The following is a 22,971-nucleotide window of genomic DNA, read 5'->3' as shown; positions in this document are numbered from 1 at the left end:
TTCCTCGATAGCTCAGTTGGTAGAGCGCCGGACTGTTAATCCGTAGGTCCCTGGTTCGAGCCCAGGTCGAGGAGCCACAAAAAGCCGCAAGGCCACTGGATGCTCCGCTACTCGCAAGGTAGCGGGGCATTTTCATTTGCGTCGTCGCATCGAAGGTGTTGCACAACGTCAAAAAATCGAAGCGTCGAACTCAGAATCGGCAAATCCATTGCATATAATTTAAGGCTTGTTCCTCGATAGCTCAGTTGGTAGAGCGCCGGACTGTTAATCCGTAGGTCCCTGGTTCGAGCCCAGGTCGAGGAGCCAAAACAAACCACCCCGGTGGTTCCTGAATGCCTCGCTACCCCACTGGTAGCGAGGCATTTCCTTTTGCGGCGCGGCTTCCTGCACGCTCATCGCGGCTGGAACGCGATGAGCCCCATGCCAGCAAGGCACACCGCCACGCCGGCCGCATCCCACGCTGTCGGCCGAATGCCGTCCACCGCCCACAGCCACGCAATGGCCACGCCGATGTACACACCCCCGTACGCCGCATAGACACGCCCCGCCGCCGCGTCATGCAAGGTGAGCAGCCATGCGAAGACCGCGAGGCTGATGGCGCCGGGCACCAGCCACCACGCCGAACGATCCTGCTTGAGCCAGAGGTAAGGTAGATAGCAGCCGATGATTTCCGCCAGGGCCGTCGCAACGTAGAGCAGAAGGGTTCGCATGCACGAATTGTGCGGGGCCGCACGGCGCTTACCGGCAAGGCACGTGAGGCCATTGCTTGGAGGCTTCATGCCCGCGCACCTACACTGGCCCGAATGTCCCCCTGGTGCACGTCCTGCAAACACCCTGCTCCACGTGCGGCGCTGCCCCTGGCAGCGGCCGTTCGCCGCGCGGGTGCCGCCGCAGCGGCGACCACGGAAGTCTTGCGACGCATCGGCGCACTTTCCTGAGCCCGGCGGTCCGCTACCTTCCTTCTTGATGCGCGAACCATTGACCGCCGGGCACCCGCCGCGCGGTCGCGACGCCGTTCATTCCCTCTTTCGGAACGGCGACGCTTTCAATTGGAGTGCTTCATGCCTGCAACCATCCACGGGGAGCGCACGCTCACCGAACTCGACTTCGTTCGCCTCGAAAAGCTGACCGACCATGCGCTGCCTGCGGCACTCGCCGAGCTGCTCGATGCCGCCGACGTGCTGCCCTCGCGCGAGGTGCCCGCCGACGTCGTCACCATGAACTCGCAGGTCGAGATCGAAGACCCGTCCACGCGGCAACGCCAGAAGATCACCGTCTGCTACCCCGGAGACGCGCAGCCCGGCGCCGGATTCGTCTCGGTGCTGTCGCCCGTGGGCATCGGCCTGCTCGGCGTGAAGAGCGGCACGCTCGCCAAGTGGGACATGCCCAACGGCGCGCAAGGCGCGGTGCGCGTGGTCTCGGTGCTGTTCCAGCCGGAGGCCAGCGGCGACTACGCGGCGTGACTTTCGGCACTGGTGCGACGAACCCCCGGGTCGTATCGTGGCGCGGTCGCCGGTGGCGCGTCGAATCGGGAGGCCGTGCAGGCCATGGCAATTCCATCTTCGGTTTCGAGAAGCGACGCCCGCCGCGAGCGCAGCATTCTTTTCACTCGACAGATCCGGACATGGCTTTTTCCAAACTTTCTCTCGCAAGCGCACTCGCCGGCCTGATGGCCCTTTCGGGCTGCCAGACCATGGACATGCAGATGGGCAACCCGTCGGCCAAGACCGTGGCCACCGGCAGCGCCGCAGGGGCTGCCACCTCCGGCGAAAGCAGCCAGCTCGAACGCTGCGACTCCCCGCTCGGCACGGTCTCCCTGATCGAGAACCAGAGCGCGGGCTGGTACACCATCCTCACCGGCGAATACAAGCTGCCGCCCACCGCCAACCTGTTGCGCCTGCTGGTGCAGCAGTCGAACTGCTTCGTGGTGGTCGAGCGCGGCGCGGCCGGCATGAACGCCATGACGCGCGAGCGCGCGCTGCAGCAGTCGGGCGAAATGCGCGGCGGCAGCAACTTCGGCCGCGGCCAGATGGTGGCATCCGACTACGGACTGTCGCCCGAAATCGTCTTCAGCAACAGCGATGCGGGCGGCCTGGGCGGTGCGCTCGGCGGCCTGGTGGGCGGCGGACGTGGCCGCGCGATCGCGCAGCTCGGCGCCAGCATGCAGACCAAGGAAGCCAGCGCGCTGCTGACCCTCATCGACAACCGCTCGGGGGTGCAGGTGGCTGCCTCCGAGGGCAGCGCGTCCAAGACCGACTTCGCGGGCTTCGCCGGCCTGAGCGGCCTCTCGGCGGCCGGTGGCGTGGGCGGCTACACGCGCACGCCGCAGGGCAAGGTGATTGCCGCGGCGTTCATGGACGCCTTCAACCAGATGGTGCGGTCGCTGCGCAACTACAAGGCGCAGACCGTGCGCGGCCAGGGCCTGGGCGGCGGCGGCCGCCTGGGCGTGGACGGCGGCGCCGCACCGTCGCAGACCTCGGCACCGGCCGCCACGACCCGCCGCCGCAAGTAAGCACCCAAGCTGCCGGCACCGCGCCCGCCCGGGACACCGGGCGGGCGTTTTCGTTGGCGCAGGGCACGACCCGCGGGAATCGGTAGTCCGCCTCCCCCGTATATAGGATGGGCAGTGCGTGGACCGGGCCCTACGCTTTGCGTCATCCCGCCACCCTCTCCGCCTCCAGGACCCCTTTCCATGCGCCTCGCCCTCACGTCCTGCATGCGCGCATGCAGCCTTCCCGCACCGGCGCGCGCATGACCGCGGAGACACAGGTTGCCCTGGTCGAAGACGACACCGGCATGCGCGAGCGCATCGCGCGCGTGGTCGATGCAGACCCCTCGCTGAGCCTGGCCTACAGCGCTTCCAACGCCAGCGAGATCCTCGCGTGGCTGGTCGACAACCCGGTCGACGTGCTGCTGGTCGACCTCGGGCTGCCCGACCATCCGGGCCTGAAGGTGATCAGCCAGTGCCGCCACATGCAGCCGGCCTGCGCGGTGATGGTGCTGTCGATCTTCGGTGACGAGGCCAACATGGTCCAGGCCTTCGAGGCCGGCGCCAGCGGCTACCTGCTGAAGGACGGCACCGAGGCCGACCTGGCCACCCACATCCGGCACCTGCGCGCGGGCGGCTCGCCGATGTCGCCGGTGATCGCGCGCAAGTTGCTGCGCCGCTGGCAGGCCCACTCGGGCCCTGCCACGCCGCTTCCGACGGCAGCCACCAAGTCCGCCGTGGCGCCCGAGCGGCTGTCCCCGCGGGAGTTCGAGGTGCTCGACCTGGTCTCTCGTGGTTTCACCTATGTCGAAGTCGGGGTGCAGATGGGAGTCTCGGCGTCGACGGTTCAAACCCATATCCGCAACATTTACGGCAAGCTGGATGTGCACAACAAATCGGAAGCCGTGTTCGAGGCGCGCAGCCTCGGCTGGCTTCCCTAGGGTGATCGCGGGAGGCCTGCGCGGGCTGCTGCTCGCAGCGCTCTGGACACTGTGCACGTGGGCCGTTCAACCCGCGCATGCCGACGAAGCCACGCCCGCCAGGCCGCCGGCCGACTCACTGGACGTGAAAGCAGCCGACGCCGTGCTCGAGCCCGACGGGCTGCCCCGCCAGACTCGCCGCGTGCAGTTGCCGTTTCGCTGGGACCACGAGTTTCCCGGCCTGGGCGGCAAGGCCACCTACCGCATCGACCTGCCCGCCACCGCCGTGCCGGGCAACGAGCCCGCGGCACTGCTGATGTCGGGCGTGGGCAACCAGGTGAGCATCTCGTTCAACGACGCGCTCGTTGCAGGCTACGGCAAGCTGGGCGACCCAGGCCACGACGCGACCAAGAGCAACCTGCTGGTGCCCCTGCCAGCCGCCCTGCATCGCGAGGGCCAGGCGCAGTCGCTGGTGCTGCGCACCACCGTCCAGCGCCAGCGCGGCGCGGGGGTGGCCAGCATCCAGTACGGCACGCAGGCCACCCTGGCCGCGCTGTACCGCTCGCAGCAGAACTGGCGCAACACCTCGGCCATCGTGTACGCCGTCAGCCTGCTGCTGATGGGCGGCCTGGCGGGCGGGCTGTGGCTGCGCCAGCGCGATGCGCTCTACGGCTGCTTCGCGCTCGCCGCACTCTCGGGCGTGGCGCGCAACCTCGACCGTGTGTGGCCCGACGTACCGGTTCCCTGGCCGCTCTGGGGTGCGGTGGTGGCGGTCTGCTACGCCTGCCACATCGGGCTCATTGCGCGCTTCGTGCTGCTGGTGCTCGATCGCAATCCGCCGTGGCTGGTGCGGGCTGTCTACGCGGCGCTGGCGCTTTCGGTGATGCTGGCCTGCGCCTCCTTCGCCTTCGCGCTCCCGGCGTTGTGGACCACCGGCCTGGCCATCCTGCAGCTGACGAGCATCGTCTGCCTGCCCTACGTGGTGTACGGCGCGATGGTGGAGCGCCGACGCATCGCCGCGGTGCTGATGGCGGCGGGCACGCTCGCCATCCTGGCCGGCGCGCACGACCTGCTGCTGGTGCGCATGGCCCTCTTCGGCGGCGCCCCCTACACGCTGACGGCGCACGCCATGTTCTTCTTCGTGATGATCCTGGCGGGACTGGTGGTCGAGCGCTACAGCCGCACGGTGGCCGACTACGGCGCGCTCAACACCAACCTCGCGGCGCGTGTCGCGGAACGCGAGGACCAGTTGCGCGCCGCCTTCGAAACGGTGCGCCAGCAGCAGCAGCAGCAAGCCGTGCTGCTGGAGCGCCAGCGCATCATGCGGGAGATCCACGACGGCGTGGGTTCGCAACTGGTGGGCCTGCTCAACCTGGTGACCCAGCCCACCTCCGACCGCGGCGTGGTCGAAGAGCATGTGAAGCTCGCGCTCGACGAGATGCGCATGGCCGTCGACTCGCTGCAACCCACGCACGACGACCTGCCCACGGTGCTGGCCACGTTGCGCTACCGCCTGCAGCCGCGGCTGGACGCCGCGGGCATCGAGCTGGTGTGGGACGTGGCCGTGATTCCCGAGCTGGCCCCGTTCGCCGCGCAGGCCGCCCTGCAGCTGCAGCGCATCCTGCTGGAGGCCTTCACCAACGTGCTGAAGCATGCGGGCGCCACGCGCATCGTGATGCAGGCCAGTTGGAGCGGAGAGACATCGCCGCCGCTGGTGCGCATCGTGCTCACCGACAACGGGCGCGGGCTTCCCACCGCCCCTGCGGCGCCTTCGGACCCGCGGCAGGCCGGCCATGGCATCGCCAACATGCGTGCGCGCGCTCAGTCCATCGGCGCGCGGCTGCACATCGAGACGGCGGACGAAACAACCGGCGGAACCCGCGTGCTGCTGGACTGGCCCTGCGCCCTGCCCTGACGCGCGGGTGGGACGCGGCGTCAGCGCAGCGCGAACGCCAGCGTGACAGCGCCGAGCGCCAGCAACGCGAGCCCGGCGATGAAGACCATCTCGCCCCAGGCCTCCAGCCGTGCGCCGGCGCGTTGCGTGCGCATCGAGATGAAAGACAGCAGCGCGCTGGCCAGGAAGACCAGCGCGTCGACGGCCAGCAGGCGGTCGATCAGCAGCCGCATGTCGTCGCGGGGACCGAGGTGCCCGATGGACATCACCGTCATGCACACGCCGATCATGGTGGCCGACGTCGGCAGGATGTGTGCCGAGAGGCTTTTTGCGGACGACGTCATGTCAAGTGGCATTTGGCCTGGACTTTTCGAGAAACACCGAGGAACCGCTTTGCCGGGCCTCGGGTGTTGCCCCCCCGGCAGGGGGGAGGAGAAGCGACACGGCGTGCGCGATGCCTGGGGGCGAGCCTGCTAGCCGATTCGCACCGGCACGAAGATCTTGTCTTCGCCGCGCTGGATCAGCAGCGCCACCGACTTGTTGGTCGCCTTGGCCACCACCTCGCGCACCTGCTCCACGCTCTGCGCCGGTGTGCCGTTGATGGCCAGCAGCACGTCGCCCGCCTGCACGCCCGCCTGCGCCGAGGGCCCAGCGGCGTCTTCGATCAGCAGCCCGGTGTCGATCGAGGTCTCGCGCTTTTCCTGCGGCTGCAACGGGCGCAATGCCAGGCCCAGCTTGCCTTGCCCGGCCGCTGCATCGGCCTTGGCGACCTGCGCGGGCTTGTCGCTCGCGTCGCCGAGCTTGGCCTGCAGCTCCTGGCGTTCGCCCTGGCGCCACACCTCGAGCGTGACCTTCTTGCCCGGCGCCTGCTGGCCGATCACCGCGGGCAGGTCGCCCGAGGACACGATGCGCTGGCCGTCCACGCTGCGGATCACGTCGCCCGCCTTCAGGCCGGCCTTGTCGCCGGGGCCGCCCTTCTCGATGTTCGAGACCAGCGCGCCTTCGGGCTTGTCGAGCTTGAACGACTCGGCAAAGGCCTGGTTCACCTCCTGCACGGCCACGCCAAGACGCGCGTGCGTGGCCTTGCCGGTGGCGACGATCTGGTCCTTCACCTGAATGGCCACGTCGATCGGAATGGCGAACGACAGGCCCTGGTAGCCACCGCTGCGGCTGTAGATCTGCGAGTTGATGCCCACCACCTCGCCGCGCGTGTTGAGCAGCGGGCCGCCGGAGTTGCCGGGGTTCACCGCCACGTCGGTCTGGATGAAAGGCACATAGCTGTCGTCAGGCAGCGTGCGGCCCTTGGCGCTCACCACGCCGGCCGTTACGGTGTTCTCGAAGCCGAAGGGCGAGCCGATGGCCAGCACCCATTCGCCGACCTTCAGGTCCTTGGTGTTGCCCAGGGCCAGCACCGGCAGGTTCTTGGCGTCGATCTTCAGCACCGCGATGTCGGTCTTGGCGTCGGCGCCCAGCACCTTGGCGCGGAACTCGCGGCGGTCGGTCAGCTTGACGCTGACTTCCTTGGCGTCCTTCACCACATGGGCGTTGGTGATGATGATGCCGGCCGGGTCGACGATGAAACCCGAGCCCTGCGCATGCACCGGCACGTCGCGTTGCTGCTGCCTGCCTTGCGGACCCATCTGGCCCTGGAAGCGGCGGAAGAACTGGAACATCGGATCTTCCGGGTCCACGCCCTGGATCTCGGCGGCGGCCTCGTCGTCCGACGCCTTCATGGTGCCGGTGACGCTGATGTTGACCACCGCAGGGCCGTCGCGCGTGGTGATGGTGGAGAAGTCGGGCAGCGTGACCATGGCCGCGGGCGCGCTCACGGTGGCATTGGTGGCCGGTGCGCCCACGGCACGGGCGCTGGTATAGGCGCCGGCACCGACGGCACCGATCACACCCGCGCTCGCCAGTGCAATCACCAAGGCGCGGGGCGAAGTCAGACGGGAGTTCATTTGTCGGTTCCTTTCAATGCGTATCAACGCAAACACGATGAAAGGAATGTCGTCGCGCAGGCTTAAGCGCCGCTTAAACGCCGATCAAACGTCGATCAAGCGGCCGAAGGCGCAAAGACGACGCGCACGCGCAGCCCACCGAGGCTGGGCGATTCGTCGAGCGCCACCGTGGCGCCGTGCAACTCGGCGATCGACTTCACGATGGCCAGGCCCAGCCCGCTGCCGGGCGCCTGCGTTTCCCCGGAGCGGTAGAAGCGGTCGAGCACGCGTTCGCGCTCAGCGAGCGGCAAGCCCGGGCCGCTGTCGTCGACGGTGAGTTCCACCGCGTCGTTGCGCCGAGTGATGGCTATGTCGACGCGGCCTTCGACGGGCGTGTACTTGACCGCGTTCTCCAGCAGGTTGCGCAGCAGCATGCGCAGCGCCTCCGACTGGCCGTCGACCACGGCGGCGTCGGCGTGCGTGATGCCGATGTCGATGCCGCGCGCCTGGGCCGCCGCCACGGCGTCGGACACGGCAAGGCGCGCCACCTCCGACAGGTCGACCGGCTCGGGCTTCGCGCCGGCCGCCATGCTGGCCTCGTGGCGCGCCAGCGCGAGCATCTGCTCGACCAGCCGCGTGGCGCGGTCGATGCCCGCCACGAGGCGACTCACGGCCAGGTCCCGCGATGCGCCGTCGGGTGCGCGCTGCAGGCCCTGCACCTGGAGCTTCAATGCGGCCAGCGGCGAGCGCAGTTCGTGCGCGGCATCGGCCACGAAGTGCTTCTGCGCATCGAAGGCGTGGCGCACGCGGTCGAACAGCAGGTTCAGCTCCTGCACCAGCGGTCGCACCTCTTCCGGCAGGCCCTCTTCGCTGACCGGCGACAGGTCGTCGGCCTGGCGCGACGCCACCTGCTTGCGCACGCGCGCCACCGGCGCGAGCGAGCGGCTCACCACCCACCACACGACCAGCATCAGCAACGGCGCCATCAGCGCCACCGGCGCAATGGTGCGCAAGGCCAGCGTGCCGGCCATGTGGCGGCGCGCGGCCATGTCCTGCGCCACCTGGATCACCAGCCCGCGCGTCTGCATCGAGAACACGCGGTAGGTGGTGCCGCGCGCATGCACGTCGGCAAAGCCCAGCACCGCGAGCTGCGGCAGCGCGGCCTCTTCCGCCGACTCGAAAATGCGCGTGCCGTCGGCCGTCCACACCTGCACCACGAAGTCGAAGTTCTGCTCGCCCGTGCCGATGCCGCCGACCGCCGCGCTCGGCGGCAGGCCCGCGCGCAGCGACAGCGCCATCTGCTGCATGTGGTAATCGAAGATGTCGTCGGCCTCGGTGAGCACCGTGCGGTACGCCACCAGCGCCTGCGCGCCAGCGGCCAGCACGATGGCCGCAAGCAGGAAACCCAGCAGCCGCGCGCGCAGCGAACCCGTCAGGCTGCGCCTCACAGCTTGGGCACCATGTAGCCGACGCCGCGCACATTGCGGATCAGTTCGGCGCCCAATTTCTTGCGCAGCCCGTGCACGTAGACCTCGACCGCGTTGCTGCTGATCTCGTCCTTCCAGCTGTAGAGCTTTTCTTCGAGCTGGGCACGCGACAGCACCATGCCGGGCCGCGCCAGCAAAGGCTCCAGCACGGCCCACTCGCGCGCCGACAGCACCACCGGCTGGCCGGCCACCGTGACCTCGCGCGTGGCAGGGTTGATGCTCACGCCCATGTGCTCGTACACCGGCTCGGCACGCCCCGCTGCGCGGCGCAGCAAGGCGCGGATGCGGGCCAGCAACTCGTCGAGATCGTAGGGCTTGAGCACGTAGTCGTCGGCGCCGGCGTCGAGGCCCTCGATGCGCTGCTGCACCGAGTCGCGTGCGGTCGCGATGAGCACCGGCATGCGCTGCTTGCGCGCGCGCAGGTTGCGCAGCACCTCCAGGCCGTCGCGGCGCGGCACGCCCAGGTCGAGCATCACCAGGTCGTACTGCTGAGTGCGCAGGGCCGACTCGGCGGCCTCGCCGTCTTTCACCCAGTCCACCGCGTACTGCTCGGCACGCAGCAGGTCGAGCACGGCTTCGCCGATCATCACGTCGTCTTCGAGGAGCAGGAGTCGCATGGTGGGTGTGTCCCTGGTTCGGATGCGGAGGGTTCGAGGCGGGCGCCGCGCGGAAAGTTCAGCTCACAGCAAGGAGCGCACTTCGCGCGCGGCTTCGAACAGCAGCGGCAGCATGTCGCGCTGCAGCGCTTCTTCCTGGTAGCGCGTGCCCGACAGCACCACGTTCAGCGCGGCCACCGTGTGGCCCTGCATGTCGCGCAGCGGCACCGCCAGCGCCTGCACGCCGAGTTCGTGCTCTTCGCTGGCGAAGCAGTGGTCGTCCTTGCGTGCGCGCGCGACCAGCTGGCGCAGGCCGCGCGCCTGTGTCACCGTCTGCGGCGTGAGCCGCGCCAGGTGGCGGCCCTTGAGCCATTGCGTGAACTGGGTGGGAGGCATCGCGGCCAGCAGCACACGGCCCGTGGAGGTGGCATGCGCCGGCAAGCGTGCACCCAGGTGCAGGCCGTAGGCCAGCACGCGCGTCGGCGTGCCGTAGCTGCCGCTGCGCGCCACGATGACCACCTCTTCCCCGTCGAGCACCACGGCGGAAAACGATTCGCCCGTCTGCGCGGCCAGCCGGTTCAGCGTGGGCTGCAACGCACGCGGCAGCCGCGACGACGCGAGGTAGCTGCCCGAGAAACGAAGCACCTTGGGCGCCATCCAGAAATAGCTGCCGTCGGTTTCCAGGTAGCCCAGGTGCGCCAGCGTCAGCAGGTGGCGGCGGGCCGCGGCGCGCGTGAGGCCGGCGCGCTCGGCGGCCAGCGTGGCGTTGAGGCGCTGGCGCTCGGTGTCGAAGCTTTCGAGCACGGCCATGCCCTTGGCGATGCCTTCGATGAAATCGGCTTTGGCGATGGTCATGCGTCGGTGGTTCGTCTGAAGTTCGCGGGTGAACGCGGGTGAACGGTGCCCGGATGGAAGTGTTGCGCGATCATCGCGCACGCATTCGCATGATCGCACACAGCCTCCGCGCCCGCCGCCACAGAACCGCCCCCGCGCCCTACGCTCGACGAAACCATCTCGGAGACACGAACATGCGCACCCAGGTCGCGATCATCGGCGCCGGCCCCGCGGGCCTTCTGCTCGGGCAGCTTCTGCACAAGGCCGGCATCGACAACGTCATCGTCGAGCGCCAGAGCGGCGATTACGTGCTGGGCCGCATCCGCGCCGGCGTGCTCGAACAAGTCACGATGGACCTGTTGGCGCGTGCCGGCGTCGACGCCCGCGCCAAGTCCGAAGGCCTGCCGCACGGCGGCATCGAGCTGCTGTTCAAGGGCGCGCGCCACCGCATCGACATGCACGGCCTCACGGGCGGCAAGCAGGTGACGGTGTACGGCCAGACCGAGGTGACGCGCGACCTGATGGAAGCGCGCACGGCCGAGGGCCTCACCACCATCTACAGCGCGGCGAACGTCAGCCTGCACGACTTCGACTCGGCCAAGCCGCGCGTGCGCTACGAGAAGGACGGCCAGACGCACGAGCTCGAATGCGACTTCATCGCCGGCTGCGACGGCTATCACGGCGTGAGCCGCGCGAGCGTGCCGGCCGACGCCATCCAGACCTACGAGAAGGTCTACCCCTTCGGCTGGCTGGGCGTGCTGGCCGACGTGCCGCCGGTGTCGCACGAGCTCATCTACGCCAACACCGAGCGCGGCTTTGCCCTGTGCAGCATGCGCAGCGCCACACGGTCGCGCTACTACGTGCAGGTGCCGACCGACGAACGCGTGGAAAACTGGAGCGACGAAGCCTTCTGGAACGAGCTGCGCGCGCGACTCGACCCCGAGGCACGCGAGCAGCTGGTGACCGGCCCATCGATCGAAAAGAGCATTGCGCCGCTGCGCAGCTTCGTGGCGGAGCCGATGCGCTTCGGCGCGCTGTTCCTGGCCGGCGACGCGGCGCACATCGTGCCGCCGACCGGCGCCAAGGGCTTGAACTTGGCGACGGCCGACGTGGGCTACCTCTCGCGTGCGCTCGAAATCTTCTACGCGGAGAAGTCGGCCTCGGCGCTGGACCGCTACTCCGACCTGTGCCTGCGCCGCGTGTGGAAGGCCGAGCGCTTCTCGTGGTGGTTCACCTCCCTGATGCACCGCTTTCCGGAAACGGGCGCCTTCGGCCAGAAGATCCAGGAGGCCGAGCTCGACTACCTGGTGCATTCGCACGCGGCCTCCACGTCGCTGGCAGAGAACTACGTCGGGCTGCCGCTGGAAGACTTCTAGGCCACCGCGCGGGCCGGGCCCGTGCGCCCTTCCAGCGCGGCCTTCATGGCCGCGCCGCCCTGCACCATCATCGGCTCGATGTAGGCCGCCATGGCGTCGGGCAGCACGTCGGTGATCCAGACGAAGCGCGAGCGCCCCTCGCCTTCCTCGAACACCTGCGCCGACGCGTGATGATGAGCGGCCTTGCCGCCGGTCACTGTATAGGCCAGCCGGCGATGCGCGTCGTCGAGCCCGACCATCGCCTCGCGCGCAACGAGGCCGTTGGCGAAGGTGAGGATGCGGGCACCCTCGGCATCGAGGCTGCAGGCGGCGACAAAGCCCGGTGCGAGCCGTGTGTGCACCGCACCGAAGTCGCGCAGCGCATCCCACACCTGGGCCGCATCGGCCTCGACGACGAATTCCTTGTACACCGTGGCCATGATCAACCTCGCTTCAAAGTGACGGTGCCCTGCCCGACGGGTGGGCCAGGCGGGCATCGTCGAGCAACGCGGCGATGCGGTCTTGGAAAATCCTGCGGTCACCCCGGGCAGCCTTGCCGCGCGTGCGGTAGCCGAAGCCGCCCCCGCGGACGTACGACACCGAGTAGCCCTCGTGCACCTCGGTGAAGGGCCTTGCGTCCGGGCCCGCGTCGCAGCGGTAGCTGGCCACGCGAATCGGCTCGGTGTTCAGTTCGGAGGTGACGCGCATGGCCTTCGCCCTTCGGCACACGCGCCGTGGGCCCGTCAGTCGACCGTCTGCATCGCCTGCCACACGCGCGCAGGGCTCAGCGGCATGTGCAGGCGCGGCGCGCGCGTGGCCAGGCCGTTGCGCGCGAACGCATCGGCCACCGCATTCACGATGGCCGGCGTGGCGCCGATGGTGCCGAGCTCGCCCACGCCCTTCACGCCCAGCGGGTTGTTCTTGCATGGCGTCGACTCGTCCATTTCCATGTGGAACATGGTGTCGACGATGTCGGCGCGCGGCGCGGCGTAGTCCATCAGGCTGCCGGTGACGGGCTGGCCGGTTTCGTGGTCGTACACCACCTGCTCGTACAGCGCCTGGCCGATGCCCTGCACCGCACCGCCTTCGAGCTGGCCGCGCACGATCATCGGGTTGATGACGCGGCCCACGTCGTTGACCGAGCTGTAGGCCACCACGCTGATCTCGCCGGTGGGTGGATCGATCTCGATCTCGCAGATGTGGCAGCCGTTGGGCCAGGTCGGCCCGGCCACGGTGCTGGTGGATTCGACGAAGATCTCACGCTCTGCCTGCTTGCCGGCCAGCGTGAACAGGTCGAGTTCGAGGTCGGTGCCGGCCACGGTGAACACGCCGCGGCTGTAGGTGATGTCGTCGATGGCGGCTTCGAACTCCTGCGCGGCGAGTTCGCGTGCCTTGTCGATGGTGCGCTCCGCGCCGATGCGCACCGCCGAGCCGCCCGTGAACAGCGAGCGCGATCCGGCGCTCCCGAAGCCGTCGCCGCGGTCGGTGTCGCCGAGCACCACGCGCACCTTGTCGATGGGCACGCCGAAGGCATCGACCGCCAGCTGCGCGAGCGAGGTGGCAATGCCCTGCCCCATGGCGTTGACGGCGGAAAACACCTCGATCACGCCGTCGGCCTGCACAGAGACCGTGACGCGCTCTTCGAACACGTTGCCACCCGTCCACTCGAGGAACGTGGCGATGCCCAGGCCGCGGTGCTTGCCATTGCGCGACGACTCGGCCGCGCGGGCCTCGAAGCCCTGCCAGTCGGCCAGCGTGAGCGCCTGGTCCATCACCGATTCGAAGTTGCCCGTGTCGTAGGTCTGCGCCATCGGGTTCTTGTACGGCATCTGCTCGGGACGGATGAAGTTGCGCCGGCGCAGCACGATGCGGTCGATGCCAGTCTGGCGCGCGGCCTCGTCCATCAGGCGCTCGATGGTGAAAATGGCCTCGGGCCGGCCCGCGCCGCGGTAGGCGCCGGTGGGCGCCGTATTGGTGAGCACCGCCTTGAAATGGAAATCGATGGTCTGGATGTCGTAGACGCTGGTCTGCACCCAGGGCCCGATGAGCAGCTGGATCGCAACGCCGGTGCCGGTGGCGTAGGCGCCGACGTTGGCGAGCGTCTTGATGCGCAGTGCCAGGATCTTGCCCTGGGCGTCGAGCGCCAGTTCGGCCCGTGCCTCGATGTCGCGGCCGTGCGCACTCGAAAGAAACTCTTCGCTGCGGTCGGCCACCCACTTCACGGGTCGCTCGACCTGCAGCGCCGCGAAGGCGACGGCGATGTCCTCGGGGTAGGCGCCGGTCTTCATGCCGAAGCCGCCGCCGACGTCGCCCACCACCACGCGCACCTTTTCCTTGGGCAAGCCGATGGCCGCGCAGACGGAATCGCGAACGCCCGAGGGCATCTGCGTGCTCATGCGGATCGTGAGGCGGCCGGTTTCGCCCTCCCGCCAGGCGAGCACGGAACGCGGCTCGATGGTCAGGGCGACCACGCGCTGGTTGTTCACGTCGAGCGCGACCACGTGGGCGGCCTTGGCGAAGGCGGCTGTGGCGTCCTGGCTGTTGCCGTGGCGCATTTCGGCGGCGATGTTGCCGGCGGCCTCTTCGCACAGCATGGGTGCGCCTTCGGCAGTGGCACTCGCGAGGTCGACCACCATGGGCAGGTCTTCGTAGTCCACCATGATGGCTTCGGCCGCGTCGCGCGCCTGCTGCACCGTGTCTGCCACCACCGCCACGACCGCCTCGCCGACGAAGCGGGTGCGCTCATGCGCCAAGGCGTAGCGCGGCGGGCTGGCGCTGTCGCCGCCGTCGGCGCGCTTGAAGCCCGCGGCACCGGGCATGGGCTTGACGCCGGCCTGGGCCATGTCCGCGCCGGTGATCACGCGCAGCACGCCGGGCATGGCCGCGGCGCCGCTGGTGTCGACGGAAAGGATGCGTGCGTGCGGGTACGGGGACCGAAGAAAAACGAGGTGCGCCTGGTTCGGCAGCGTGACGTCGTCGGTGTAGCGTCCGGCGCCCGACAGCAGGCTTTCGTCTTCGAGGCGGCGTACCGCCTGGCCGCTGCCGAAGCGGGTGGGGTTGGGTTCAGTGGTCAACGTGGTCCTCTTGTGCCGATCCCCACGCAAAGCATCGATGCTTGGCGGATCCGCTGTGGTAGCGCGAATGCAAGCTGAGCACTATATGGTTTTCAACGGTATTTGTGGGTGTGTCATCCCGATGGTTGCATCGCTCCCGCTCTACGTCTGTCGGACAGACCCGGTGCCTACGCAATTTTCCCGACATCGGATTCGGTTTTCCGGAAGCCGTGTATACCTCCACCCATGCGACAACTTCCCTGGCTCGAACCCGGCGATGCCCTCCCCGACCCCGCATCGGCCTGGGGCGTGACCGACCCCGTGCCTGGACTTCTGGCGGCAGGCGGCTCGCTCGACGTCGATACTTTGATGCAGGCCTACAGCCACTGCGTGTTTCCGTGGTTCAGCGAGGACCAGCCCATCCTGTGGTGGAGCCCCGACCCGCGCATGGTGCTGCGGGTGGACGACTTCAAGCTGCACCGCTCGCTTCGAAAGACGCTGCTGCGCTTTGCGCAGGCGCCGGGCTGCGAAGTGCGGATCGACCATGACTTCGGCGCCGTCATCCAGGCCTGTTCGCGCTCGCCGCGGGTCGGCCAGTCGGGCACCTGGATCGTGCCGGACATGGTGCAGGCCTATACGAATTTGCACCTCGCAGGCCACGCCCACAGCGTCGAGACGTGGATCGACGGCGAATTGGCCGGCGGGCTCTACTGCGTGGCGCTGGGCCGCGCGGTGTTCGGCGAGTCCATGTTCACGCGCCGGCCCGACGCTTCGAAGATCGCGCTGGCCGCGCTGGTCGCCCTGTGCCGCCGCTCGGGCGTGCAGATGATCGACTGCCAGCAGAACACGGCGCACCTCGCGAGCCTCGGCGCCCTTGAGGTGGCGCGCAAAAACTTCGTCGCGCACGTGGCTCTGGCGCGACAACAGGAGGGGCCGCGGTGGCAATTCGACCCCGTATACTGGCTCGACCTCCTTTCCGCGCGACCTCCTTCCTCTCCCGATGTGACGACGTGACGCACCTCAAGGACCTTCCGCTTCACACCCTGCAGTTCTACGCCACGGCGCCGTATCCCTGCAGCTACCTGCCGGATCGCCAGGCCCGGTCGCAGGTGGCCACGCCCAGCCACCTGATCCACAACGACGCCTACTCCGACCTGGTGCTCAGCGGCTTCCGGCGCAGCGGCATGTTCACCTATCGGCCCTATTGCGACGGTTGCCGTGCATGCATCCCGCTGAGGGTGCTGGCCAACAGCTTCCACCCCACGCGCAGCCAGCGGCGGGCGCTGAAGCAGCATGCAGACCTGCAGGCGCGCGTGCTCAAGCTGTGCTTCATGCCAGAGCACTACCAGCTCTACCTGCGCTACCAGAACGGTCGGCATTCGGGCGGCGGCATGGACCACGACAGCATCGACCAGTACACCCAGTTCCTGCTGCAGAGCCGGGTCAACTCCCGTCTGGTCGAGTTTCGCGAAACGCTGCCCGACGGCAGCGCGGGTGCACTGAAGATGGTGTCGATCCTCGACGTGCTGAACGACGGCATCTCGGCGGTCTACACGTTCTACGAACCCGACACGAGCACGGGCTACGGTACGTACAGCGTGCTCTGGCAGATCGAGCAGGCGCGCAAGCTCGGGCTGCCGCATGTGTACCTCGGCTACTGGATCGAACACAGCCCGAAGATGAACTACAAGGCGCGCTTCTCCCCGCACGAAGTGCTGGTTGACGGACATTGGCAGGCGCCCGCTGATTTCACAAGGTAAAATGGCGACCGGTCTTCACCGCAAAGCGCCATGAGAAAAAACCAATCAGACATTCCCGCCGTTCCAGTGATCCAGGTGATTGAGCGCATGTTCTCGCTGATCGATGTCTTGGCATCCCGCGAAGAGGCGATGTCGCTGAAGGAGATCAGCGAAAAGACCGGGCTTCATCCTTCGACCACGCACCGCATCCTCAATGACCTCGCGGTCGGGCGTTTCGTAGATCGGCCAGAGGCCGGCAGCTACCGGCTGGGCATGCGCCTGCTGGAACTGGGCAACTTGGTGAAGGGCCGGCTCAACGTGCGCGACGCCGCGCTGGGCCCGATGCGCGAGCTGCACAAGCTCACGCAGCAACCCGTCAACCTGAGCATGCGCCAAGGCGACGAGATCGTGTACATCGAGCGTTCCTACAGCGAGCGCTCGGGCATGCAGGTGGTGCGCGCCATCGGTGGGCGCGCCGCCCTGCACCTGACCTCGACCGGCAAACTGTTCCTGGCGGCCGACGACCCGCAACGCGTGCGCAGCTACGCGACCCGCACGGGCCTGGCCGGCCATACCCGCAACAGCATCACCCAACTGCCGGCGCTCGAGCGCGAGCTGTCGAAGGCGCGCCAGTACGGCATTGCCCGCGACAACGAAGAACTGGAACTGGGCGTGCGCTGCATGGCCGCCGGCATCTACGACGACCAGGGCAAGCTGGTGGCTGGCCTGTCCATTTCCGCCCCGGCCGACCGGCTGGACGAAGGCTGGCTGCCGAAGCTGCAAGCGACGGCCAACGAGATATCGGGCGCGCTGGGGTTCAAGGACGGGATGGCCGCAACGCCAGCGGCTTCGACGACCAGCACGCCGGCGACCGGCACCTGACCCGCTTCGCGGAAGCATCTGCCCAAAAACAGACAGGCCCTGAGAAGGGCCTGTTTGCGTTGGGGGTCTATCGACTGCGTATCAGCCGGCCACCTGGTAGGCAGAGACGGCGCGCGAAGCGGCCGGCGAGCCGGCGGCATGCGTGGCCTCTACCCAGCGGCGAACCCGCTCCGCGTCCGCAATGCGGCTGTACTTGCCGGCCGAATCCAGGAACACCATGATCAGCTTGCGGCCGGCCACGCGGGCCTGCATCACGAGGCACTGGCCAGCTTCGGAGATGTAGCCGGTCTTCTGCACACCGATTTCCCAGTCCGGGCTTTTCACCAGGCGATTGGTGGTGTTGAACTGCAGCACGCGGTTGCCGACTTCGACTTGGTATTCAGGCGAGGTGGACAGCGACCGCACCGTCGCGTCTGAATAGGCCGCGTTGACCAGCAAGGCCAGGTCTTGCGCGCTCGACTGGTTGCGGCTGGACAGGCCGGTGGGCTCCGCGTAGCGCGTGTCCTTCATGCCGAGCATCTTGGCCTTGGCATTCATGATGCTCACGAAGGTCGAAAGGCCACCCGGGTAGGTGCGGCCCAGCGCGTGCGCGGCGCGGTTTTCGCTCGACATCAGCGCCAGGTGCAGCAGTTCGCCGCGCGACAGCGTGGTGCCGACCGTCAGGCGCGAGCTGCTGCGCTTTTCGGTGTCGACGTCGTCCTGCGTGATGGTGATCAGCTCTTCGTTGGGCAGATGGGCCTCGCTGATGAGCAAACCGGTCATGAGCTTGGTGAGCGACGCGATCGGCAGCACGGCGTGGTCGTTCTTGCTGAACAGCACTTCATGCGTGTCCTGGTCGATGACCAGGGCGACGCTCGACTTCAGGTCGAGCACGTCTTCGGTGCCATGCAGGCCAGCCATCTGTCCGAAGGACTGGCGCGGGGGCGCTTCGACGCGCACCACCGAGCGGCGCTGCACGGCGACCACGGTCTTGCCGTTCTTTCTCTGCAGCGTGGCCACCACGTTGCGGCCGCCACGAACGACCTTGTCGGCTTTTTCGGCCCGACCGCGCTGTGCGACGACGGGCGCTGCGCCACGTGCCGTCTTGGACGATGCGTTGCGCTTGACTTCGACCGGCACCGGCCCCTTCGCCTTCTTGGCGACGGTGGTCTTGGCGGCGGCGGGCTTTTCTTTCTTCGCGGCCTGGGCGCCGGGCAGCAAAAACGCCGTGGCGCACAGCGCGACGGCGAGGAATCGGAAGGCGGGTAGAAACCGCTGGCTGGAAACTCGGCGGAGGCGGGCTTCAGGCATTAATAAATCTCCAGCGGCGACAAACAAGGACCGCAGTGTATCGAAATCAAAAAAGGCACGCAATATCAGTTACTTGCATCCTCTTCTTCAATCGAATAGCAAGGATCGCCTGAAAACCTAACCTTGTGCCGCAACTCTCTCAGCTTGGCTCTGTAACTTATTGAGGGCACTCAAATAAGCCTTCGCCGAAGCCACCACGATGTCGGGGTCTGCACCCACACCGTTCACCACCCGCCCTGCATTTTGTAACCGGACTGTAACTTCCCCTTGGCTTTCCGTCGAGCCGCTGATGGCGTTTACAGAGTAAAGAACCATCTCGGCGCCGCTCTTGACGAGCGACTCGATCGCCTTCAGGGAAGCATCGACCGGGCCATTCCCGTCGGATTCGCCGGTGACTTCCTTGCCCTGGACGGTGAACACGACCTTCGCCTGGGGGCGCTCGCCGGTTTCGCTGTGCTGGGAGAGAGAGACGAAAGCAAACTGCTCACCAACGTTCGACACCTCTTCCGCGCTGACGAGCGCGAGGATGTCTTCGTCGAAAATTTCCGACTTGCGGTCGGCCAGTTCCTTGAAACGCAGGAAGGCGGCGTTGATGTCGCCCTCGCTCGACATGGAAACGCCCAGTTCCAGCAGGCGCTGCTTGAAGGCATTGCGGCCGCTGAGCTTGCCCAGCACGATCTTGTTGGCGGCCCAGCCCACATCTTCGGCGCGCATGATCTCGTAGGTGTCGCGGGCCTTGAGCACGCCATCCTGGTGAATGCCGGACGCGTGCGCGAAGGCATTGGCGCCCACCACGGCCTTGTTGGGCTGCACCACGAAGCCGGTGGTCTGGCTCACCATGCGGCTCGCGGCCACGATGTGCTGGGTGTCGATGTTGAGGTCGAGCCCGAAGTAGTCCCTGCGGGTCTTGACCGCCATGACCACTTCCTCGAGCGAGCAATTGCCCGCGCGCTCTCCCAGGCCGTTGATGGTGCATTCCACCTGTCGCGCGCCGCCGATCTTCACGCCAGCCAGCGAGTTGGCCACGGCCATGCCGAGGTCGTTGTGGCAGTGCACCGACCAGATCGCCTTGTCGCTGTTGGGAATGCGCTCGCGCAGCATCTTGATGAAGTTGCCGTAGAGCTCTGGAACGGCGTAGCCCACGGTATCGGGCACGTTGATGGTGGTGGCGCCTTCGTTGATGACGGTTTCCAGCACGCGGCACAGGAAGTCCGGGTCGCTGCGGTAGCCATCTTCGGGGCTGAACTCCACGTCACCCATCTGGTTGCGCGCAAAGCGCACGGCCAGCCTGGCCTGCTCGTGCACCTCGTCGGGCGTCATGCGCAGCTTCTTTTCCATGTGAAGCGCGGAGGTCGCAATGAAGGTGTGAATGCGTCCGCGGGCCGCGCCCTTCAGGGCTTCGGCGGCGCGTGCAATGTCGCGGTCGTTGGCGCGCGAGAGGCCGCACACCGTCGAGTCCTTGATGACGTTCGCAATGGCCTTCACAGCCTCGAAGTCGCCGTTCGAACTGGCGGGAAAGCCGGCTTCGATGACGTCGACCTTCAGCCGCTCCAGCAACTTTGCAATGCGCATCTTCTCGTCGCGCGTCATCGAGGCGCCTGGCGATTGCTCGCCGTCGCGCAAGGTGGTGTCGAAAATAATGAGTTGGTCGGTCATCGTGGATCTCCTTTGTTCGTTCCCACCTCGCGCTCCCGGCTCAAGTCGCAGCGGGAGCGTCAGGCGACTTCAACCGTCGATTGTGCGCTGTGGGTGCCCCGGCCTCGCGCACGCTGCACGCCCGAGACAATCGCCTTCAGCGACGCCGAGATGACGTTGGCGTCGATGCCCACGCCGAACAGCGTCTGGCTTTCATCCACCCGCAGCTCCAGGTAGGCCACGGACTTCGCATCAGCGCCAGCGCCGATGGCGTGCTGGTGGTAATCCATCACGCGCACCGTGTGGCCGGTGGCCTTGCTCAGCGCCTGCGTGAAGGCATCGATGGGGCCGTTGCCGCGGCCTTCGATGGCGCGCACTTCACCGTCCCACGGCAGGTCGCCGCGCAGCACCACGGCGGCGTTGGCGCCCTCGCCTTCTTCCTCGATCACGCGATGTTGCAGCGACTGCGCGGTCTCGATGCCGTATTCGCGCACGAACAGCTGCCAGAGGTCGGCGGCGGTGAGTTCCTTGCCGGCGACGTCCATCACGCCTTGGACGGTCTGCATGAACTCCATCTGCAGCCTGCGCGGCATCTCGATGCCGTATTCGCTTTCGAGCAGATAGGCCATGCCGCCCTTGCCCGATTGGCTGTTCACGCGGATCACGGCTTCATAGCTGCGGCCCACGTCCTTGGGGTCGATGGGGAGGTAGGGCATGTCCCAGATGTCGCCTTCCTTGCGTGCCGCGAAGGCCTTCTTGATCGCGTCCTGGTGCGAACCCGAGAACGAGGTGTAGACAAGGTCGCCGACGTACGGGTGGCGAGGATGAACGGGAATCTGGTTGCAATGCTCCACCGTGGCTCGGATCTCGTCGATGTTCGAGAAGTCGAGCTCGGGCGAAACGCCTTGGGTGTACAGGTTCAGCGCCACGTTCACGAGGTCGAGGTTGCCGGTTCGCTCGCCGTTGCCGAACAGGCAGCCTTCAATGCGCTCTGCGCCGGCCATCAGGGCCAGTTCGCCGGCTGCGGTGCCGGTGCCGCGGTCGTTGTGCGGATGCACGCACAGCACGATGGAATCGCGGCGCGCAAGGTTGCGGTGCATCCACTCGATCATGTCCGCGAAGATGTTCGGCGTGGAATGCTCCACCGTGGTGGGCAGGTTCACGATGCACTTGCGCTCGGGTGTCGGCGCCCAGACGTCGGTGACCGCATCGACCACGCGCTTGGAGAACACGACGTCGGTGCCCGAGAACATCTCGGGCGAGTACTGGAAGGTCCAGTGCGTGTTCGGCTGCTTCGCCGCGAAGTCGTTGAACATGCGCGCATGGCTGCTGGCGAGCTCGACGATCTGGTCTTCGTCCATGCCGAGCACCACACGGCGCATCACCGGCGCCACCGCGTTGTAGAGGTGCACGATGGCGCGCGGGGCGCCTTGCAGCGATTCGAAGGTGCGTGCAATGAGGTGGTCGCGCGCCTGCGTCAGCACCTGGATCGTCACGTCGTCAGGAATCCGGTCTTCTTCGATGAGCTTGCGCACGAAGTCGAATTCGACCTGCGAGGCCGAGGGGAAGCCCACTTCGATTTCCTTGAAGCCGATGGCCACAAGGGTTTCGAACATGCGCATCTTGCGCGCGATGTCCATGGGCTCGACCAGCGCCTGGTTGCCGTCACGCAGGTCCGTCGACAGCCAGATGGGCGCCTTGGTCAGCACGGCATCGGGCCAGGTGCGGTCCTTGAGGCCGATCGGGGCGAATGCGCGGTATTTGCTTTGAGGTTGCTTGAGCATGTCGATTCTCTGAGTGGTTGGAATTCAACCAGCAACCCCAAATACAAACGGCCCGTTGCTGGTGCGAACGGGCCGTGGTGATGGGATTAGCGCGTGCGCTACCGTCTCCGCCCGTGAGGGAGGGCTAGTAGGGCCAGCAGCGAAATCTTGGTCATGAGGGTTGCGAATGTAGCACAGCCGGCGCGAGCCTGGGAAGGCCCGGCGTCTCAGTTGTGCAGTCCCCGCTCGTCAGGCTCTTCGGTGGAAGTGCTGATCACGCTCGCCGGTTGGCCCTTGGCCTTGCGCCAGCCATAGACCACGTAGCCGCTGAGGCCGTAGATGACGAACAGGCCGAACAGCACGGTAGGCGGATGGATGTTGATGACGGCAATGCCCAGCGCGATCAGCACGATCGCGGCGAAGGGCACGCTCTTCTTCATCTGGATGTCCTTGAAACTGTAGAAGGGCGCGTTCGTGACCATCGTGAGGCCCGCGTACAGCGTGAATGCAAAGGTGACCCATGTGATCTGCGTCCACGAGAGATACAGCACTTCGCCGCCGCGCTTGCCCCATTCGTCCACAAGCCAGATGAATCCGGCCACCAACGCCGCGGCAGCGGGCGAAGGCAGGCCCTGGAACCAGCGCTTGTCGACCACGCCGGTGTTCACGTTGAAGCGCGCCAGCCGCAATGCGGCGCACGCGCAATACACGAACGCGGCGATCCAGCCCCAGCGCCCCAGTCCCTTGAGCGACCACTCGTAAGCAATGAGCGCCGGCGCGGCACCGAAAGACACCATGTCGGACAGCGAATCCATCTGCTCGCCGAACGCGCTTTGCGTGTTGGTCATGCGCGCGACGCGCCCGTCGAGGCTGTCGAGAATCATCGCGGCGAACACGCCGAGTGCAGCGAGGTCGAAGCGCGCATTCATGGCCATCACGACCGAATAAAAACCGCCGAACAACGCGGCGAGCGTGAACAGGTTCGGCAGGATGTAGATGCCCTTGCGCCGTTTGCGCGGCTGCACCACGTCGGGAACGGTATCGTCATGCATTGAATTTGCCTCCGTCCCTCGTGGGCACTGAGCGGTCAGCTATCCA

21 protein-coding genes and 2 tRNA genes are annotated in these 22,971 nt (G+C 67.2%); 10 read left to right on the top strand and 13 right to left on the bottom strand.

Annotated elements, in window-relative coordinates; all coding sequences use genetic code 11:
• The first annotated feature begins 1 nt into the window (after nt 1).
• Both AC0IYU_RS08360 and AC0IYU_RS08355 read left to right on the top strand, forming a co-directional pair.
• A tRNA-Asn gene (locus AC0IYU_RS08360) sits at nt 2-77 on the top strand.
• 153 nt (nt 78-230) lie between these two features.
• A tRNA-Asn gene (locus AC0IYU_RS08355) sits at nt 231-306 on the top strand.
• An 86-nt stretch (nt 307-392) separates the two neighbouring features.
• Here AC0IYU_RS08355 and AC0IYU_RS08350 read toward each other — a convergent pair.
• On the bottom strand, nt 393-710 hold the full coding sequence (locus tag AC0IYU_RS08350; RefSeq protein ID WP_472115093.1) for a YnfA family protein: 318 nt from the start codon (nt 708-710) through the stop codon (nt 393-395).
• A 351-nt stretch (nt 711-1,061) separates the two neighbouring features.
• Between AC0IYU_RS08350 and AC0IYU_RS08345 the strand changes: the two genes are divergently transcribed.
• From AC0IYU_RS08345 to AC0IYU_RS08330, 4 genes are all read left to right on the top strand, one after another.
• A complete protein-coding gene (locus AC0IYU_RS08345) occupies nt 1,062-1,463 on the top strand; it encodes a GreA/GreB family elongation factor (RefSeq protein WP_472115090.1) in 402 nt (133 codons plus the stop codon).
• 161 nt (nt 1,464-1,624) lie between these two features.
• Nucleotides 1,625-2,512, top strand: a complete 888-nt coding sequence (locus AC0IYU_RS08340) for a CsgG/HfaB family protein (protein ID WP_472115087.1) — start codon at nt 1,625-1,627, stop codon at nt 2,510-2,512.
• A 212-nt stretch (nt 2,513-2,724) separates the two neighbouring features.
• The gene (locus AC0IYU_RS08335; protein ID WP_472115085.1) at nt 2,725-3,429 is read left to right on the top strand and encodes a response regulator; all 705 of its coding nucleotides are present in this window, start codon (nt 2,725-2,727) and stop codon (nt 3,427-3,429) included.
• 1 nt (nt 3,430) lies between these two features.
• Nucleotides 3,431-5,323: a sensor histidine kinase gene (locus AC0IYU_RS08330; RefSeq protein ID WP_472115082.1), complete on the top strand. Its 1,893-nt coding sequence runs from the start codon at nt 3,431-3,433 to the stop codon at nt 5,321-5,323.
• Between the two features lie 20 nt (nt 5,324-5,343).
• Here AC0IYU_RS08330 and AC0IYU_RS08325 read toward each other — a convergent pair whose 3' ends face one another.
• From AC0IYU_RS08325 to AC0IYU_RS08305, 5 genes are all read right to left on the bottom strand, one after another.
• Nucleotides 5,344-5,646 carry a hypothetical protein gene (locus AC0IYU_RS08325; RefSeq protein WP_435446310.1) on the bottom strand — a complete coding sequence of 101 codons (303 nt, stop codon included), beginning with the start codon at nt 5,644-5,646 and terminating at the stop codon, nt 5,344-5,346.
• 129 nt (nt 5,647-5,775) lie between these two features.
• The gene (locus AC0IYU_RS08320) at nt 5,776-7,260 is read right to left on the bottom strand and encodes a DegQ family serine endoprotease (RefSeq protein ID WP_472115080.1); all 1,485 of its coding nucleotides are present in this window, start codon (nt 7,258-7,260) and stop codon (nt 5,776-5,778) included.
• A 95-nt stretch (nt 7,261-7,355) separates the two neighbouring features.
• Nucleotides 7,356-8,687, bottom strand: coding sequence for an ATP-binding protein (locus AC0IYU_RS08315; RefSeq protein WP_472115077.1), 1,332 nt, complete (start codon nt 8,685-8,687; stop codon nt 7,356-7,358).
• Nucleotides 8,684-9,343: a response regulator gene (locus AC0IYU_RS08310; RefSeq protein ID WP_056518096.1), complete on the bottom strand. Its 660-nt coding sequence runs from the start codon at nt 9,341-9,343 to the stop codon at nt 8,684-8,686. The genes AC0IYU_RS08315 and AC0IYU_RS08310 overlap by 4 nt, the downstream gene beginning before the upstream one ends.
• A 63-nt stretch (nt 9,344-9,406) precedes the next feature.
• Entirely contained in the window at nt 9,407-10,177 is a 771-nt protein-coding gene (locus AC0IYU_RS08305) for an IclR family transcriptional regulator domain-containing protein (RefSeq protein WP_472115075.1), read from the bottom strand.
• Between the two features lie 173 nt (nt 10,178-10,350).
• On the opposite strand from AC0IYU_RS08305, the gene pobA reads away from it, so the two are divergent.
• Entirely contained in the window at nt 10,351-11,532 is a 1,182-nt protein-coding gene (pobA, locus tag AC0IYU_RS08300; protein ID WP_472115072.1) for a 4-hydroxybenzoate 3-monooxygenase, read from the top strand.
• On the opposite strand, the gene AC0IYU_RS08295 is transcribed toward pobA, so the two are convergent.
• The 3 genes from AC0IYU_RS08295 to AC0IYU_RS08285 are packed head-to-tail and all read right to left on the bottom strand — an operon-like array spanning nt 11,529 to nt 14,585.
• Nucleotides 11,529-11,951 carry an SRPBCC family protein gene (locus AC0IYU_RS08295; protein ID WP_472115069.1) on the bottom strand — a complete coding sequence of 141 codons (423 nt, stop codon included), beginning with the start codon at nt 11,949-11,951 and terminating at the stop codon, nt 11,529-11,531. The two genes, pobA and AC0IYU_RS08295, sit on opposite strands and share 4 nt — an antisense overlap.
• A gap of 13 nt (nt 11,952-11,964) precedes the next feature.
• Nucleotides 11,965-12,219 carry a hypothetical protein gene (locus tag AC0IYU_RS08290; protein WP_472115067.1) on the bottom strand — a complete coding sequence of 85 codons (255 nt, stop codon included), beginning with the start codon at nt 12,217-12,219 and terminating at the stop codon, nt 11,965-11,967.
• Nucleotides 12,220-12,254: 35 nt separating this feature from the next.
• Nucleotides 12,255-14,585: a xanthine dehydrogenase family protein molybdopterin-binding subunit gene (locus tag AC0IYU_RS08285; RefSeq protein WP_472115064.1), complete on the bottom strand. Its 2,331-nt coding sequence runs from the start codon at nt 14,583-14,585 to the stop codon at nt 12,255-12,257.
• 225 nt (nt 14,586-14,810) lie between these two features.
• Between AC0IYU_RS08285 and aat the strand changes: the two genes are divergently transcribed.
• From aat to AC0IYU_RS08270, 3 genes are read left to right on the top strand one after another with little or no spacing between them, the layout of a single operon-like run.
• Nucleotides 14,811-15,578 carry a leucyl/phenylalanyl-tRNA--protein transferase gene (gene aat / locus AC0IYU_RS08280; protein ID WP_472115061.1) on the top strand — a complete coding sequence of 256 codons (768 nt, stop codon included), beginning with the start codon at nt 14,811-14,813 and terminating at the stop codon, nt 15,576-15,578.
• Nucleotides 15,575-16,324 (top strand): arginyltransferase, encoded by a 750-nt coding sequence (locus AC0IYU_RS08275; RefSeq protein ID WP_435438151.1) that lies wholly within the window; start codon nt 15,575-15,577, stop codon nt 16,322-16,324. The genes aat and AC0IYU_RS08275 overlap by 4 nt, the downstream gene beginning before the upstream one ends.
• A 30-nt stretch (nt 16,325-16,354) precedes the next feature.
• On the top strand, nt 16,355-17,185 hold the full coding sequence (locus tag AC0IYU_RS08270) for an IclR family transcriptional regulator (protein ID WP_472115058.1): 831 nt from the start codon (nt 16,355-16,357) through the stop codon (nt 17,183-17,185).
• A gap of 81 nt (nt 17,186-17,266) precedes the next feature.
• Here AC0IYU_RS08270 and AC0IYU_RS08265 read toward each other — a convergent pair whose 3' ends face one another.
• The 4 genes from AC0IYU_RS08265 to pssA form a co-directional block, all read right to left on the bottom strand.
• Nucleotides 17,267-18,475, bottom strand: a complete 1,209-nt coding sequence (locus AC0IYU_RS08265; protein WP_472115055.1) for a serine hydrolase — start codon at nt 18,473-18,475, stop codon at nt 17,267-17,269.
• A 117-nt stretch (nt 18,476-18,592) separates the two neighbouring features.
• Nucleotides 18,593-20,131 carry a 2-isopropylmalate synthase gene (locus AC0IYU_RS08260; RefSeq protein ID WP_472115052.1) on the bottom strand — a complete coding sequence of 513 codons (1,539 nt, stop codon included), beginning with the start codon at nt 20,129-20,131 and terminating at the stop codon, nt 18,593-18,595.
• Nucleotides 20,132-20,190: 59 nt separating this feature from the next.
• Complete coding sequence (gene leuA, locus AC0IYU_RS08255) at nt 20,191-21,894, bottom strand: 2-isopropylmalate synthase (protein WP_472115050.1); 1,704 nt, start codon at nt 21,892-21,894, stop codon at nt 20,191-20,193.
• A 206-nt stretch (nt 21,895-22,100) separates the two neighbouring features.
• Entirely contained in the window at nt 22,101-22,925 is an 825-nt protein-coding gene (pssA, locus tag AC0IYU_RS08250; RefSeq protein ID WP_435438147.1) for a CDP-diacylglycerol--serine O-phosphatidyltransferase, read from the bottom strand.
• Nucleotides 22,926-22,971: the final 46 nt, after the last annotated feature.

The organism is Variovorax sp. AC103 (assembly GCF_979254005.1).
The sequence above is the reverse complement of the archived record's forward strand: the minus strand, read 5'-3'. Positions and strand labels throughout refer to the sequence as shown.

Coding starts and splice junctions, on each gene's coding strand:
- AC0IYU_RS08350 (WP_472115093.1), bottom strand. CDS start 710: ATGCGAACCCTTCTGCTCTACGTTGCGACGGCCCTGGCGGAAATCATC.
- AC0IYU_RS08345 (WP_472115090.1), top strand. CDS start 1,062: ATGCCTGCAACCATCCACGGGGAGCGCACGCTCACCGAACTCGACTTC.
- AC0IYU_RS08340 (WP_472115087.1), top strand. CDS start 1,625: ATGGCTTTTTCCAAACTTTCTCTCGCAAGCGCACTCGCCGGCCTGATG.
- AC0IYU_RS08335 (WP_472115085.1), top strand. CDS start 2,725: ATGCAGCCTTCCCGCACCGGCGCGCGCATGACCGCGGAGACACAGGTT.
- AC0IYU_RS08325 (WP_435446310.1), bottom strand. CDS start 5,646: ATGACGTCGTCCGCAAAAAGCCTCTCGGCACACATCCTGCCGACGTCG.
- AC0IYU_RS08320 (WP_472115080.1), bottom strand. CDS start 7,260: ATGAACTCCCGTCTGACTTCGCCCCGCGCCTTGGTGATTGCACTGGCG.
- AC0IYU_RS08310 (WP_056518096.1), bottom strand. CDS start 9,343: ATGCGACTCCTGCTCCTCGAAGACGACGTGATGATCGGCGAAGCCGTG.
- AC0IYU_RS08305 (WP_472115075.1), bottom strand. CDS start 10,177: ATGACCATCGCCAAAGCCGATTTCATCGAAGGCATCGCCAAGGGCATG.
- pobA (WP_472115072.1), top strand. CDS start 10,351: ATGCGCACCCAGGTCGCGATCATCGGCGCCGGCCCCGCGGGCCTTCTG.
- AC0IYU_RS08295 (WP_472115069.1), bottom strand. CDS start 11,951: ATGGCCACGGTGTACAAGGAATTCGTCGTCGAGGCCGATGCGGCCCAG.
- AC0IYU_RS08290 (WP_472115067.1), bottom strand. CDS start 12,219: ATGCGCGTCACCTCCGAACTGAACACCGAGCCGATTCGCGTGGCCAGC.
- aat (WP_472115061.1), top strand. CDS start 14,811: ATGCGACAACTTCCCTGGCTCGAACCCGGCGATGCCCTCCCCGACCCC.
- AC0IYU_RS08270 (WP_472115058.1), top strand. CDS start 16,355: ATGAGAAAAAACCAATCAGACATTCCCGCCGTTCCAGTGATCCAGGTG.
- AC0IYU_RS08265 (WP_472115055.1), bottom strand. CDS start 18,475: ATGCCTGAAGCCCGCCTCCGCCGAGTTTCCAGCCAGCGGTTTCTACCC.
- AC0IYU_RS08260 (WP_472115052.1), bottom strand. CDS start 20,131: ATGACCGACCAACTCATTATTTTCGACACCACCTTGCGCGACGGCGAG.
- leuA (WP_472115050.1), bottom strand. CDS start 21,894: ATGCTCAAGCAACCTCAAAGCAAATACCGCGCATTCGCCCCGATCGGC.
- pssA (WP_435438147.1), bottom strand. CDS start 22,925: ATGCATGACGATACCGTTCCCGACGTGGTGCAGCCGCGCAAACGGCGC.